Origin of the sequence: Paenibacillus turpanensis (assembly GCF_011421635.1) — a bacterium.
In the GTDB taxonomy this organism is placed as follows: domain Bacteria; phylum Bacillota; class Bacilli; order Paenibacillales; family YIM-B00363; genus Paenibacillus_AK; species Paenibacillus_AK turpanensis.
In genome coordinates this window covers 197,395-210,678 of sequence record NZ_WTLI01000009.1, presented here as the reverse complement: position 1 = coordinate 210,678, position 13,284 = coordinate 197,395, and the positions used below count along the sequence as shown (strand labels likewise).

The window sequence follows — 13,284 nt, the reverse complement described above, 5'->3', positions numbered from 1 at the left end:
CCGCCGTTTCGCGGCCGGAATTACAATATATCATAGCGATCTTCGAAACGCAACCACCATTTTCAACCAAGTATCGATCTCAAAAGTGTCAGCTCCATACCTTGCAAAGCTGATCTCAGCGTTTCAAACGCCACCGCTGCTCAGCGGCGGAATAACAATTTACCACGCCATATCAGCTTACGTCAAATCCATTTGTTCCCATTCCAGCAGAAACTGATCGAGAAACTGCAGCATAAACTGATGACGTTCTTCGGCCCACCTTTTCCCCGTATCGGTATTCATCCCGTCCTTGAGCTTGAGCAGCTTTTCGTAAAAGTGGTTGATTGCAGTATCCTCACCGCTCCGGTACTGTTCAATCGTCATGTTGACACGAGGTGCTTTTTCAGGATCATGCATTGCCCGTCCCTTATGCCCGGAATATGTAAAGGTACGCGCTATGCCAATGGCCCCCAAGGCATCGAGACGGTCAGCGTCCTGAACCACTTTCCCTTCAAGTGTCTTCATAGCAGGCCGATTAACTCCTCCCCGGTATGACATCGTGCTTATAATTTCAATCACATGTCCACGAACGGAGACATCGACTCCATTACCTTTCATCCAATGAAAAAGCTCATCCGTCGCCTTTTCCACATTGTCCACCAGCTTATCATCTATCATGTCGTGAAAAAGCGCAGCCAAACGGCATACAAATGGATCGGCCCCCTCCAGTTTCGCTAACCTCCAAGCCGCATTGGCCACCCTGCGAATATGATTCCAATCATGGCCGCTTTTATCATGCCCAAGTGCTTCCCGTACCTTTTCCTCAGCAAGTAACAAAATGTTTTCATTTTGCATAAAATCCCTCTCCCATTCGTTCTAAACTATCAAACATCTTAATATACCATGCGTCCCTCCAAAAACAAAGTGATTACATTCATTTTTGTGAACCCTCAATATCAATTGAGAATCCAAGCTAACGGCTATTGCCCTCCCGTGAAAATTAATGGCCAAGTCGTTATAATAAATCATGAACGAAAAAGGAGGAGGCAGCGTATGCTCTATACGGAAACCATACTTACGTCGCAGCGCGACCAAATTCACGACATTACGAGAACCGTAAATGCTCACGTGCGGACTTCTGGAGTTGTGAATGGCATAGCCGTTGTGTACTGCCCGCATACGACGGCCGGGATCGCCATCAACGAAAACGCCGATCCCGATGTCAAAAAGGATGTGCTCATGCGGCTGAACGAGGTTTATCCATGGCAGCATCCAAAGGACCGTCATAATGAAGGAAATACCGCGGCCCATCTTAAAGCGATCACCGTAGGTTCCTCGCAAACCATCATTATCCAAGACGGAAATTTATTGCTTGGCATGTGGCAAGGGATCTACTTCTGTGAATTTGACGGTCCACGAACGAGAAATTATCACATAAAACTAATCGCGAATACATAAAAACGCAAAAAACCGATGAATTTCATCGGTTCGATGTGCCAAGCATGTTTCCTCGAGGTTAGGGCAATCTGAAAGTAACGACATGTCCGGTAAGGGAGAGCGAATGATGAGCCACGAAACTTTTTTGAAGAGAGCCGTAGAGTTAGCTTATGAAAATGTAAAATCCGCAAAAGGCGGCCCATTCGGAGCAGTCATTGTAAAAGACGGCGCTATTATAGCAGAGGCGTGCAATGTTGTCACCGAGACGAATGATCCGACTGCCCATGCCGAAGTACAAGCGATTCGCGAAGCGTGCCGTAAACTGAACTCTTTTCAGCTGGATGACTGTATCATATATTCCAGCTGCGAGCCATGCCCAATGTGCATTGGGGCGATTTATTGGGCACGGCCAAAGGCAGTTTACTACGCGGGAACCAAGCACGATGCGGCAAAAATAAATTTTGACGATCAATTTATATATGAACAGCTTGATTTGGTCCCCGAGCAGCGTTCTATCCCGATGAAGCAAATGACGATTGAAGACCATCTAAAGCCTTTCCTTGCATGGGCGGAATCGGATCACAAGACCGAGTATTAGCGTAACGATACCTGCATCGTCGAGGCAACGGTCGCAAGCCCGCCTACAGCTACGGTTATAGAGGAAAGAATGAACGTTTCCGCCGAAATCAAAACTCCTCCCGCAGCGATGACTAGCACATCAATGACAAACACAAGCACACCTACATTAACCGGAAACCGGTCGGCAAGCATGGATGCAAGCAGATCGGTTCCACCGGTGCTCGCACCGAAACGCAGCATAACACCAATCCCTAGCCCGATCAGCAATCCCCCGCCCACCGCACTCCACACAGGGGTTAAATCCGTCCACTGCTGAAATTGGTATCGGTAAGGTCTCAGCACATCAATCATAAACCCAAAAGCCATCATGCCTGTTGCGCTGCTGTAAAACTGCTCCCTAGCAAATCTCCAGGCAAGCACAAACACAGGAACACTCAATAAAATCAAGTTCAGGCCCACTTTCCCCCCGAAAACATAATGCGATATAAGAGCGATACCAATTAGACCGCCGTCCAATATGTGATAGGGCAAAAGGAAAAAATTAATGCCTATGGCAATCATAAAACTGCCGCTGACGATCGACAAAACCTTCCCAAGCAAAAACTCATCTCCCATCACCTTTTTTACCAGCGATAGTGAAATTTATATGCTTGACCCTTCCCATTTCATACCCCGTTTGTCCGATTCATTATGAAATAGGCTCTCTTTTGTGGACAAGCGAACAAGTTGATTAAGCCTCCGCTGCATAAAATGTCATAAGTTCAGCAAAGGAGGTGGAAACGATGGTACCAAATATTCGCAAAGTAATCGTTCCCGTGGGAAGTACCGTCAGACTGCCGATCAAGCTGAAAACCAGCCAACACATCGGCGGCATCAGCTGCGCGAACCGCTCCATTGCCGCATACAAGATTATCGGTCAAAAATCGCTCAAAATTACAGGTCTGTGTCCGGGAAAAACCGTGCTTTCCATGTGGATTTGTGTAAATGGAGTTCCTGTTCGCCGGAGAATTTATGTCATCAAAGTCGTTGAAGCCGATGCGGAGTAAACGAACCGGATGCAGCGCGCCCCTTTGATGGGGCGTTTTTTTGATGTTCCGAACCTTTTCAATCTTAGAGAATATTGTAAAAACGGGGGTGAGTAAAATACCTAACTATCGAATTATTGTCGATCTGTCTGATCGCATGCTTCATGTCTTAGAGGAAGAGCGTGTCGTAAGATCCTTTCCTGTCGGAATCGGCCGGATGGTCACCCGAACTCCAATCGGGGAATTTACCATTAAAAACAAAGCCCCGAATCCAGGCGGGCCATATGGCTCCTACTGGCTGGGGCTTTCCAAGCCGCATTACGGCATACATGGCACAAACAATCCGTCTTCCATTGGAAAAATGTCATCGCACGGTTGTATTCGCATGTACAACAAAGACGTGAACCAGCTTGCAGAAATGGTATCCGTCGGTACACGCGTGTCCATTCGGCCATAATCAGCTTTACTGGATTAAGGGTTGGTAACGTTTTTCGGGATTTTATTGACATTCGGAGAATACTCCTTCATCTTCTCCGCATTTAACGTTACGATTTCTTCCGCGAATTCATCTCGATTTTGCTGTTCATTATAAGCTTTACTGCTTCTTTTGCCCATTGGTATCACCTCCCGATGCGCATTAGTTTGGCACGATTCAGAAAAATGATACGGGAAAAGAAACACCCCTTGATTTACGAACAAATGTTTGCTATTCTGTAAACAGAACAAATGTTCGCTAAGGAGGGGTTACCATGGCAGAGCGTTATCGTTATATCGGCAGAGAATCTGAAGAAGATTTAACCTTTACTTTCTACAGGGACGGATCCGTTAAGATTATCGACAATTGCTTAGAACGCAGCGTTACTCCGAAAGAACTCCAAGGACAATCCTACGAATATTATGTCGGCAAACGAATTCAATTTATCCGAACCATGCTTACTGGCCGCAATTCTTCATCCGAAGGTAAAATCGTGTCATAGCCTCGTGGACTCTCATTTATCTGCGTATGCGAGATTCAGAACTTGGTTGAAATACTTAACGCTTTCGATCATCAAAGTACAATCGGAGTGATCACCAGGCAGTGAGATTTCAAAGATAAAATCTCGATCGGCTATAAGCGGCGCAACCTGCAGCCAGTCGATCTTTCCCACCCCAAGAGGTAAGGAATCATGACGCTCACCCATGCTATCTACAACATGATAGTATTGAGCATGCGAGCTCGTCTCTTTCAGGATTTGGATAAGTCTCGAGTTGTTCGCTTTCAACGCAATAAAACAATGACTGACATCCACGATAAGCGGTAGGGATAACGGCTTTATAATCTGGGTCATCAAATACGGATTGGCGTACGAGAACAGTCCTTCAATCGTATCCTCCCAAAGAAACACATTTCCAGAGAAGGATAAAATCTCGGAAATCCGCTTCCTCATTTCAATAGATTGTGACTCGTTAATACTGTAAGAGCTCTCTGTTTGTGCATAGTGGGCGTGAATCACACATCGAATTTGTTCTTGCTGGCAAATTTCCGCCAACCAACGGCTCGAATCCCAATAAAATTGTCGCAGCTCTGATGAATCCGCCATAATATCGAGTCTGTTGCCTTTATACTTCGGAGGATGATGAAGATACACTTTAGCATGCTTGGACTTCACATACCGAATGGCATCGACCAACCGTTGACGGTCATTCAGATCATGCTCCGATAGAAAAAACTCAATAATTTCCGGATTATATTGCAATCGATCTTCAATACAGCGTTCTTCTAGATTCGTCTTCAGGCGTACATACTTCACCATCGTCCACCCCTTTTTATCAAAGCAGTAATTTCGCCAATATGAAGGCCGTTCCACCGCCGACCCAAGTCGCAATCACATTCACTACATCATTATTCATCCATGAAATCCCTCGGCTTTTCACCGCTACTGCATTACAATGCATACCCGCCTCGATCTCTCTGCCGCAAACAACACATCGATTCATTCGTTGTGCGGCAGCGCCTATGAACGAGTCAGCCAATCCCCCGAACGTTCCGGAGGCTGTAATGATAAGAAGTGTAAGCAAGGATTTGGACAACGTCTCTGACATTTGCATTTCTTGTTTTAGCAAGCCCGCACTAATTACCGCAAAGCTTCCGATCAGCAAAGCACCTGCAGCCGAAGCTATTGTCCCTGCAGGGGTAACCCCGCCTGACTGCCCGGGCTCAACCTGCCGCCAAGTGATGACCGATCTCGGCTTTGAGCGGCTTAAACCGCCCACTTCGGTCGCCCATGTATCGGCTGTTGCCGCAGCCATAACCCCCATAAATGCGATCCACCAACCGAAATTGGGGAAAAAGGCATGCAGCACACATAAAAGCGCGGCTGTGCCTCCATTTGCCAGCACCTGAACCGCATCCCGATTGCCGGACTTAGCGTACCCGCTTTCCAGCTTTTCTTTCTGTCTTGACTTCCACTTGGTCAATATAGAGGAAGTAATAAAGAATAGGATCATTGTTCCGAACCACGAGAAATCTCCTGCGGCATACAAAATTGTTCCTACGGCCACAGCAGCCAATGCTCCGTCCCTGGTTAAAGAATTCCTACGATAAGCGATCCAGGAAATCAGCGTACTTCCTATTAGTCCAATCAAGATTGAAGACATAGCCTATTCCTCTCCAAAATAAATAAAAAGCGGGACCTCCAAGAGGGGGTCCCGTTAACGGTAACGAAAATAGATGGCAATTGCAACCGTCTTATCGGTTATCCCCATCGAGGAAATTGCCTAAACCTCCTAATATACTTCCCTCTTCCTTTCGGCCGCCCGGTCCAGCGGCAGACAAAATCCGGTCGGCCATGCGGCTGAACGGAAGCGACTGGATCCAAACCTTTCCAGGACCGCGCAGCGTTGCAAAGAACAATCCTTCCCCGCCAAAAAATGCGGTTTTGATTCCTTTTACGAACTCGATGTCATACTCGACATCCTTCGTGAATCCAACCAAACAGCCCGTATCCACCCGGATCATTTCACCCGGCTGCAATACGCGCTCACACACAGTTCCGCCGGTATGTAAAAATGCCAGACCGTCGCCTTCTACCTTCTGCATAATAAAGCCTTCGCCGCCGAAAAAGCCGACACCGAGCTTCCGCTGAAGCTCGATTCCGACAGAAACGCCTTTTGCTGCGCACAAGAACGAATCCTTTTGACACACAATTTTTCCGCCAAGCTCACTTAAGTCCATCGGTATGATCTTTCCGGGATAAGGCGCAGCAAAGGATACATGCTGTTTACCTTGACCTTCGTTCGTAAAGACCGTCATGAACAAACTTTCACCCGTCAGCAGCCGTTTGCCGGCGCCAAACAGCTTACCCATAAACCCTTTGCCGCTGTCACTGCCATCACCAAAAATCGTGTCCATACGAATCGAAGCAGCCATCATCATCAGGGCTCCTGCTTCTGCAATGACACTTTCTTGGGGATCCAATTCAATTTCTACATATTGCATTTCTTCTCCGTATACACGGTAATCAATTTCATGAGCATTCATTTGAAATCATCCTCCTACGATTCAAAGCAACGACTTTATATACGAGTTAACTTCCAATACGTTCCACCTGCTCTTGAACGGTCCCCGGACCCCCGAGAAGACGAAAGGAATAGGATATCAGCAGCGTATAAATCAAGCCGAGCAATGCAATCCACCCTGTCCGTTCCATTACACTGCAATTCATGAAATAATCGCTTGCCAAAACAGAAATCAAATACATACTGAACCCGACGTATCCCAACAGCAGCAAACCGCTCAACCGTTTTCCCAACTGTTTTTTCACGCTAGCTCCTCCCCGGCGGCCCGGATCAAGTTCTGCCCCTACAAATTACGAGCATTGTAACAAAACAATATTAATGGGATATTTTCATTGCTTGTGGTTTTTGTAAATTTTATTCATCACAAACGGACAACCTATCATATACTGGAGAAAAGAATGCCATTCTCCGGAGGATGACTATGAACAAATCAAGGATCGCACTCATTACGTTTGGATGCATCATTGTTTGTATATGCTTATCTCTAGTTGGGCTCGCGTACATGCCGGACAAAGCTGCTCTAACAAATGAAGTGCCGGATGTATATGCTCAGCCGATTCCGCCCGACAGCGAAAATCAGAGCAGCGCGGATGAACCAAACGCAGACATGTCCAATGATCCGGAGGATATGAACGTCACGCCTCAAAAGGAGAGCACGAATGCTCCTCCTAGCCAAGCTTTGCCGATCCAACCTGCAGTTATACCCCCCGCCCCGCCTGCCTCTGTCGTTACAGAGAAGGTGTATTTACCTGATCCTAAGCAGCCCATATCTATTCCAGTTCTCAACTACCACAGTGTTTCGGTTGAACCGGGCAACAGTGCGGTCGTAACGCCTGAGCAATTTGCCGAGCAAATGGAGTATTTATTTAACGAGGGCTATACCCCTTTAAAACTCGCAGATTTTATCGAGATTTACGAATTCAAGAAAGCGCCTCCACAGAAGCCGGTGCTGCTAACTTTTGACGATGGCTATGTTGATAATTTGACGGCGGCGGATCCCGTTTTGAAAAAATATCAATTCCCGGCAACCGTATTCGTTTCCCCTGGCGTTGCGGGTACGAAAAATTTTATGAATTGGGAGCAAATCCGCGAGCTCCATAAAGCCGGTTGGGATATTCAAGCGCATGGCATGACACATCCGCAGCTGCCGAAGCTTAGCAAGGATAAACAGGAGCATGAAATTAAAGAATCTAAAAGGTTGATCGAGGAAGAGCTGGGGACGAAGGTGGAAGTGTTTTGCTATCCGTATGGACAATACAATAAAACTACCCTCTCGCTGCTGAAAGAAAACGGCTATCGTTATGCCTTTACCATCCAGCAGGGCCGCACCACAACGGAGCAGCCCGCACTAGAATTAAAACGAATTTTTGTTAACGGAGAAGAAAGCCTGCAGACTTTTGCGAAGCGTTTGGAATCTAGCAAGTAATCTTAACGCCTAAAAGCAGATTTCTTTCGACAAGCTCGCATCATTTCGACGTCAGCCGCATATACTTTACCCTCTCGGCAGTCAAAAATCGAACGGATTTCCCATTCATGAACCGACAGCCTTTGCATGCTGTAGTTGGTACAATGGGAAATGTCCCTGTTTTTGGCAAAAAGAATGATTGGAGGTATATGTGATGAGCTTATTTTTCGTATGTATGTTCTTAGCCCTCTATTATGCAGTGATGAGTTATTTGGATATTCCGCCGAAGCATAACGAATTCGATTAGTCTATATCCTGACTGTGCACAGCGATTTACGAAGACTGTTCAGTCAAAATTTGCTTCATGAGGCTTGGGTAATTTGTGATGACGGCATCTACTCCGTTTGCGATCATCGCACGTATGTCCTTCTCTTCATTCACCGTGTACGGTCTAACCTTTAGGCCGGCATCGTGAGCCCCTTGAACCATCTCGGGATCGACACTATAAAAAAGCGGATGCAGGGAACGCGCCCCTAATGAATTGGCATATTTCCACGGATGATACAGCCCTGCAGTATAGAGGAGAGCACAGTCCATATCGGGTACAGCCTGGATCAAATCCACGACGCTGTAATGATTGAAGCTTGAGAAAACAACCCGGTTCTCCATCCCATACTCACGTACGAGGCGAATGACTCGTTCTTCCATGCCTTCATATCGAATAATCCCGTTTTTCAGCTCTATGTTCAGTTCGATTTGGGTATTGGAAAGTAAATCAAGGACCTCCGACAATAAAGGAACATGCTCTCCCCGGTATGATTCAAAATGAAAGCTGGCGTCAACGGAACGGATTTCATCGTAAGTCAAGGAAGTAATAAGCCCGCTGCCGTTCGTTGTACGCTCCAGCGTTTCATCATGGATGACGACCAGTTGGCCATCCTTTGTTTGGTGAATGTCAAGCTCAATCCCCTCTGCCCCTTGCTCCAGTGCAAGCCGAAAGGCCGCCATTGTATTTTCCGGCGCATCACCGGACGCTCCGCGATGAGCATAAATCAAAGGTTTGTTACCCACTGTGCACTCTCTCCTCGGCATGAATCTTAGGTTTTGTGGTACGTGTACCGCAACGTTATTGTACCATCTGTCCAACCGCTGCGTGTAAAACGAGTGTTAAAAATTGCTTCCTTGTGGGAGACTACTTGTTGCGGTAAACCCGTAGTAAGGAGGTGCCCAAATGAGCGGACGCAACAATAAACCGGACAATGACGGTAAAGTGGCAGAGCCATCCCGTTTGGATCAGTTCGGCGATCAAGGCAGCCCCGATTCTAAGCGCAAAGAACAACGCGGCAAATAAGGATTCGACGGCACACCGTTCTTAGGAAATACGAAAAATAGCCCGGCGGCTTCTAATCGGCCCCGGGCTATTTGGAATGCAGCGGAACAACAGGCTGCTCTAGATTGTTATAAGACACAATGCTTCATTTGTCCGAATGGATGAGAGAAGAATGGATACGGCCTCGAGGAAGCAGCCGATGATTCGACGTCATTACAATTATGTTGCCGATCTTACAGCCTGCAGGGTGCCCATTCCATTCTTTTGTAATAGAAGCCTTCCTGATGCGGTATTTCCTGCCTCATCCTGTAACAGCTTCTCTTCTGTGATGCCAACTTCAATCAAGCGGATAATATCGTTTTCATCCAACGTGGTGCCGAACTGTTCTTTCCAAATGACAAAGCGGCAGCCTTCTTTATAATGGGAGCAGCCGTATCCGCGGCGCCCCATAATGATTTTGCCTCCGCAGCCAGGTGACGGACAAGGCGCCAATCCTGCGAATTGGCGGACCGTTTCCTCAGGAGCTGCTGCTGCGCGTGAGCTATGCCCTCGTGCGGCACCGTCAGCCGCGGCCTTTAGGCTGACCGCCGTTCTCGCTGCGGCAGCGGCAGCAGACGAGCGTTGCGGCGCCGCCCCTGCTGCTGGAGGCTCGGCTAGAGCTGCAGCAGTTTCGGCATTGGCGTTATCGACGGCTTGCCGACGGCTTGTCCGCTTTTTGGGAGCTGCGGCAGCATCGTCGCTCCCCGCCGCAGCCATAGTGGCGGACGCGGCCTTCCCTGCAGCAGAAGCGCCGTTCTTCCCCGCAGCACGTTTCTTCGCCGCAGGCTTGGCTGCCGGTTCTTCGCCCTCGAAGTCTTCCTTGGACACCCGAGGCTGAACCTTGACCTTACCAACAATCATCGCGGCAAACTTTTTCACGTTTTCCATAAAGGTTTGATCGGAGGCAATCCCCTTGGCAATCTCGTTCAGCCGCCGCTCCCATTGCCCGGTCATTTCCGGCGAAGCGAGCAGATTGATCCCGGCACCGCGAATGACCTCAATGGCCTTGCGGCCTTTCTGCGTAATCATCAGCCTCTTGCCCTGCATCTGCATATAACCAACCTGCTTAAGCCGCTCAATAATAGCCGCCCGTGTAGCCGGGGTGCCTAAGCCGGAATCCTTCATCGCGTCGCGAAGCTCCTCATCCTCGATCTGCTTGCCCGCGCTCTCCATCGCTTTAAGCAGCGTCCCCTCCGTGTAGGGCTTCGGAGGCTGCGTTTCCTTCTCTTTTGCTGTACTTTCGAAGCAGAGCACACCAAGCGCAGACTCCAAATGAAATGGGGTCGTCACTTCCTCCTCGGCAGACTTCTGCTCGTCATCGTCTTCCTTATCGCTCTTGCTTCGGGATTTGCTGCTGCTCTTTTCCTTCTTCTGGTCGGCATAGATGACCTTCCAGCCTAGCGAAAGCAGCTCCTTGACCGTCGTTTTAAACGTCTCCCGTTCGACTTCCGTCATTACCGTATGAACCTTGTACTCTGCAGCCGCATAAAAATGCGATAAAAACCGTCTCACGATTAAATCGTAAATTTTCTCCTCATCAGCAGATAATCCCTTCGCGATGCGATGAGTCGGCAATATCGCATGGTGATCCTCGACTTTAGAGGGGTTGCACACGGCTTTATTATTTTTGTGCACGAATCGCTTTTCTGCCTGCTCCACGAATGGCCGGTAGGAGGTTCCGCGCAGCTGATCCAGCGCTTTATGCATTTCCGGAATATTTTGCTCCGTTACGTAGTTCGAGGTCGTTCTCGGATAGCTGATCACCTTATGCTTCTCGTAGAGCGCCTGCGCGACGTCGAGCGTCTTTTTGGCAGAGAAGCCGTATTTGGCATTCGCCTCCCGCTGCAGCAGCGTAAGATCGTACAGCTTAAACGGGTATTCCTTTGTCTCTTTTACCTCATAGCTTGCTACTTCGCCCTGCTTCCCTTTGACATTCGCAGCCAGCGCCTCCGCTTTCGCCGGATCCGAGAGCTTCTCCCCCTGCCACATCCCTTTATATTCCGTATCCTTCTGCCGGAAAAATGCCTCCACATCGTAAAATTTACTGGAGCTGAACGCATCGATTTCTTTTTGCCGATCATACAGCAAAGCAAGAACCGGAGTTTGCACCCTGCCGACCGACAGCAGCACCTGATGCTTGGTTGTGAAAGCTCTGGAGCCGTTCATGCCAATCAGCCAGTCCGCCTCACTTCGTGCTCTGGCCGCTTTCGTCAAATTTTCGTATTCCGCGCCGTCCTTCAGCTCGGCAAACCCCTTCTTAATCGTTTCCGGGGTCAAATCGGAAATCCACAGCCGTTTCACCGGTTGCTTTAGCTTCAAGTGACGCTGAATGAGCGAGAAAATATGCTGTCCCTCGCGCCCGGCGTCGCATGCATTTACCAGCATGCCGCAGCGTTTGGCGAGGTCGGCGATCACCTTGAGCTGATCCTTCGTTTTTGGATTCGGCACAAGCTGAAAGACGTCCGGGATAATCGGGAGATCATTAATATTCCATTTCTTATATTTAGCATCGTAGGAATCGGGCTCGGCTAAACCGATCAAATGACCGATTGCCCAAGTAATAATATACTGCTCCCCTTCAATATAGGAACGGTTGTTTTTCGCCTTCGGTTCTATTGCGGCGGCGATATTTCGCCCCATGTCCGGTTTTTCCGCAATAATAAGAGTTTTCAAACCGTATCGCTCCTCAAAGAATAGTAACGGATTATAGATTGCGAGCTTTGTGGCCCTGATTTATTTATTTTAGCAGATTCCGCACTGCAAATCGCCGATAAAAAAGACACTATACCAAACGGATTCCCGTTTGTATAGTGTCTTGTTCTTCTAGACATTCCATAGTAAACCGGCGTATAGCTGCTTACAAGCAGCGTGAGCTCAACGTTTCAGCCATTGTAACCGGCATATATGTATCTTCCGTTTCAACTACTCGATGCTTTGCGCAGGGTTTACTTCCGGAGAAGTCAGCTTGTCGTAGAACTCCGCAAACTTGTCCTTATCCGCGCTTGCGCGGGCAGCCATCGCTACACGAGGATGCTCATTCAAAAGTCCTGTCACCATGTAAGGAATGATATATCCCCACTCCCACTTCTCTCTCGTGGCAAGCATATGCTTTTCAATGAATTCAAGCACAGGGCGAAGCTCGTATCTCGGGTTCTTCAGGTATCCAACGAGAAGCTCCGTGTTGCAGTTACCGGCAGCACGGCCCATTCCATAAACGCTGGAGTCCAGGAAGCTAACGCCTTTCTCGTGTGCGAGAAGCGTATTGGAGAATGCAAGCTGCATATTGTTATGCGCGTGGATGCCGAGTGTTTTTTCCGGCAGCATCGATTGGAACTTCGACACGAGGTAATTGGTGTCCTTGTGGTCGAAGTTACCGTACGAATCGACGACATAAACTACGTCAACCGGACTTTTCTTAATTTCCTCGAACGCTTCTACAAGATCGTTCTCCATCACATGGGAAAGCGCCATAATATTAATCGTTGTCTCGTAGCCCATCCGATGAAACTTGTTAATCAAGTCGACCGCCTTGTCAACGTCTTGGATGTAGCAGGCAACACGAATCAAATCGAGTGCGCTTTGCTCGCGCGGTAAAATATCATTCTCGTCAACGCGGCCGATGTCCACCAGGGCAGAAAGCTTGGTATCCGATTTTTTTGAAATGACTTCACGCAGGAAGCCTTCGTCCAAAAACCTCCACGGTCCTGCGTCGGCACCTTTTAGCAGCTTTGGCGAGTTTTTATATCCGATCTCCATATATTCAACGCCCGCTAAGCTGAGCGCGCGGTACATATCTTGAACAAATTCGACGCTAAAATCCCAGTTATTCACCAGGCCTCCGTCTCTTATCGTGCAATCAACAATTTTTGCATTTGGAATGCTCATTCCCTTTATCCTCCTTGGCTTGTCCCGACGGTGATTTTTTACCATTG

General features: G+C 48.2%; 16 protein-coding genes. 6 read left to right on the top strand and 10 right to left on the bottom strand.

Annotated elements, in window-relative coordinates:
• Nucleotides 1–177: 177 nt before the first annotated feature.
• Nucleotides 178–834 carry an HD domain-containing protein gene (locus GQS10_RS10635; RefSeq protein ID WP_166241834.1) on the bottom strand — a complete coding sequence of 219 codons (657 nt, stop codon included), beginning with the start codon at nucleotides 832–834 and terminating at the stop codon, nucleotides 178–180.
• A gap of 198 nt (nucleotides 835–1,032) precedes the next feature.
• Here GQS10_RS10635 and GQS10_RS10630 point away from each other — a divergent pair, with 198 nt between their 5' ends.
• The gene (locus GQS10_RS10630; protein WP_166241832.1) at nucleotides 1,033–1,437 is read left to right on the top strand and encodes a secondary thiamine-phosphate synthase enzyme YjbQ; all 405 of its coding nucleotides are present in this window, start codon (nucleotides 1,033–1,035) and stop codon (nucleotides 1,435–1,437) included.
• Between the two features lie 106 nt (nucleotides 1,438–1,543).
• On the top strand, nucleotides 1,544–2,014 hold the full coding sequence (locus GQS10_RS10625; protein WP_166241830.1) for a nucleoside deaminase: 471 nt from the start codon (nucleotides 1,544–1,546) through the stop codon (nucleotides 2,012–2,014).
• Here the strand turns inward: GQS10_RS10625 and GQS10_RS10620 are convergent.
• Nucleotides 2,011–2,595 carry a YitT family protein gene (locus GQS10_RS10620; protein ID WP_243735098.1) on the bottom strand — a complete coding sequence of 195 codons (585 nt, stop codon included), beginning with the start codon at nucleotides 2,593–2,595 and terminating at the stop codon, nucleotides 2,011–2,013. The two genes, GQS10_RS10625 and GQS10_RS10620, sit on opposite strands and share 4 nt — an antisense overlap.
• Before the next feature lie 182 nt (nucleotides 2,596–2,777).
• Here GQS10_RS10620 and GQS10_RS10615 point away from each other — a divergent pair, with 182 nt between their 5' ends.
• Both GQS10_RS10615 and GQS10_RS10610 read left to right on the top strand, forming a co-directional pair.
• Entirely contained in the window at nucleotides 2,778–3,041 is a 264-nt protein-coding gene (locus tag GQS10_RS10615; protein ID WP_166241826.1) for a pilus assembly protein N-terminal domain-containing protein, read from the top strand.
• A gap of 97 nt (nucleotides 3,042–3,138) precedes the next feature.
• The gene (locus GQS10_RS10610; RefSeq protein WP_166241870.1) at nucleotides 3,139–3,477 is read left to right on the top strand and encodes a L,D-transpeptidase family protein; all 339 of its coding nucleotides are present in this window, start codon (nucleotides 3,139–3,141) and stop codon (nucleotides 3,475–3,477) included.
• Between the two features lie 14 nt (nucleotides 3,478–3,491).
• On the opposite strand, the gene GQS10_RS10605 is transcribed toward GQS10_RS10610, so the two are convergent.
• Nucleotides 3,492–3,635: a hypothetical protein gene (locus tag GQS10_RS10605; RefSeq protein WP_166241824.1), complete on the bottom strand. Its 144-nt coding sequence runs from the start codon at nucleotides 3,633–3,635 to the stop codon at nucleotides 3,492–3,494.
• Nucleotides 3,636–3,769: 134 nt separating this feature from the next.
• Here GQS10_RS10605 and GQS10_RS10600 point away from each other — a divergent pair, with 134 nt between their 5' ends.
• Nucleotides 3,770–3,997: a hypothetical protein gene (locus GQS10_RS10600; RefSeq protein WP_166241822.1), complete on the top strand. Its 228-nt coding sequence runs from the start codon at nucleotides 3,770–3,772 to the stop codon at nucleotides 3,995–3,997.
• A gap of 12 nt (nucleotides 3,998–4,009) precedes the next feature.
• Here GQS10_RS10600 and GQS10_RS10595 read toward each other — a convergent pair whose 3' ends face one another.
• The 4 genes from GQS10_RS10595 to GQS10_RS10580 form a co-directional block, all read right to left on the bottom strand.
• Nucleotides 4,010–4,810, bottom strand: coding sequence for a sugar phosphate isomerase/epimerase (locus GQS10_RS10595; protein ID WP_166241820.1), 801 nt, complete (start codon nucleotides 4,808–4,810; stop codon nucleotides 4,010–4,012).
• Nucleotides 4,811–4,829: 19 nt separating this feature from the next.
• Nucleotides 4,830–5,657, bottom strand: a complete 828-nt coding sequence (locus GQS10_RS10590) for a DUF92 domain-containing protein (RefSeq protein WP_166241818.1) — start codon at nucleotides 5,655–5,657, stop codon at nucleotides 4,830–4,832.
• Nucleotides 5,658–5,748: 91 nt separating this feature from the next.
• Entirely contained in the window at nucleotides 5,749–6,540 is a 792-nt protein-coding gene (locus GQS10_RS10585) for a TIGR00266 family protein (RefSeq protein WP_166241816.1), read from the bottom strand.
• 46 nt (nucleotides 6,541–6,586) lie between these two features.
• A complete protein-coding gene (locus tag GQS10_RS10580) occupies nucleotides 6,587–6,823 on the bottom strand; it encodes a hypothetical protein (RefSeq protein WP_166241814.1) in 237 nt (78 codons plus the stop codon).
• A 176-nt stretch (nucleotides 6,824–6,999) separates the two neighbouring features.
• Here GQS10_RS10580 and GQS10_RS10575 point away from each other — a divergent pair, with 176 nt between their 5' ends.
• Nucleotides 7,000–8,004 (top strand): polysaccharide deacetylase family protein, encoded by a 1,005-nt coding sequence (locus tag GQS10_RS10575; RefSeq protein ID WP_243735096.1) that lies wholly within the window; start codon nucleotides 7,000–7,002, stop codon nucleotides 8,002–8,004.
• A gap of 312 nt (nucleotides 8,005–8,316) precedes the next feature.
• Here GQS10_RS10575 and GQS10_RS10570 read toward each other — a convergent pair whose 3' ends face one another.
• The 3 genes from GQS10_RS10570 to GQS10_RS10560 all read right to left on the bottom strand — a co-directional run bounded on the left by GQS10_RS10570 (nucleotide 8,317) and on the right by GQS10_RS10560 (nucleotide 13,237).
• Nucleotides 8,317–9,054, bottom strand: coding sequence for a glycerophosphodiester phosphodiesterase (locus GQS10_RS10570; protein ID WP_341805042.1), 738 nt, complete (start codon nucleotides 9,052–9,054; stop codon nucleotides 8,317–8,319).
• Between the two features lie 478 nt (nucleotides 9,055–9,532).
• Entirely contained in the window at nucleotides 9,533–12,025 is a 2,493-nt protein-coding gene (locus tag GQS10_RS10565) for a DNA topoisomerase 3 (protein WP_166241810.1), read from the bottom strand.
• 249 nt (nucleotides 12,026–12,274) lie between these two features.
• A complete protein-coding gene (locus GQS10_RS10560; RefSeq protein ID WP_166241808.1) occupies nucleotides 12,275–13,237 on the bottom strand; it encodes an aldolase catalytic domain-containing protein in 963 nt (320 codons plus the stop codon).
• Between the last annotated feature and the right edge of the window lie 47 nt (nucleotides 13,238–13,284).

Coding starts and splice junctions, on each gene's coding strand:
- GQS10_RS10605 (WP_166241824.1), bottom strand. CDS start 3,635: ATGGGCAAAAGAAGCAGTAAAGCTTATAATGAACAGCAAAATCGAGAT.
- GQS10_RS10575 (WP_243735096.1), top strand. CDS start 7,000: ATGAACAAATCAAGGATCGCACTCATTACGTTTGGATGCATCATTGTT.
- GQS10_RS10585 (WP_166241816.1), bottom strand. CDS start 6,540: ATGAATGCTCATGAAATTGATTACCGTGTATACGGAGAAGAAATGCAA.
- GQS10_RS10635 (WP_166241834.1), bottom strand. CDS start 834: ATGCAAAATGAAAACATTTTGTTACTTGCTGAGGAAAAGGTACGGGAA.
- GQS10_RS10590 (WP_166241818.1), bottom strand. CDS start 5,657: ATGTCTTCAATCTTGATTGGACTAATAGGAAGTACGCTGATTTCCTGG.
- GQS10_RS10630 (WP_166241832.1), top strand. CDS start 1,033: ATGCTCTATACGGAAACCATACTTACGTCGCAGCGCGACCAAATTCAC.
- GQS10_RS10615 (WP_166241826.1), top strand. CDS start 2,778: ATGGTACCAAATATTCGCAAAGTAATCGTTCCCGTGGGAAGTACCGTC.
- GQS10_RS10600 (WP_166241822.1), top strand. CDS start 3,770: ATGGCAGAGCGTTATCGTTATATCGGCAGAGAATCTGAAGAAGATTTA.
- GQS10_RS10560 (WP_166241808.1), bottom strand. CDS start 13,237: ATGAGCATTCCAAATGCAAAAATTGTTGATTGCACGATAAGAGACGGA.
- GQS10_RS10625 (WP_166241830.1), top strand. CDS start 1,544: ATGAGCCACGAAACTTTTTTGAAGAGAGCCGTAGAGTTAGCTTATGAA.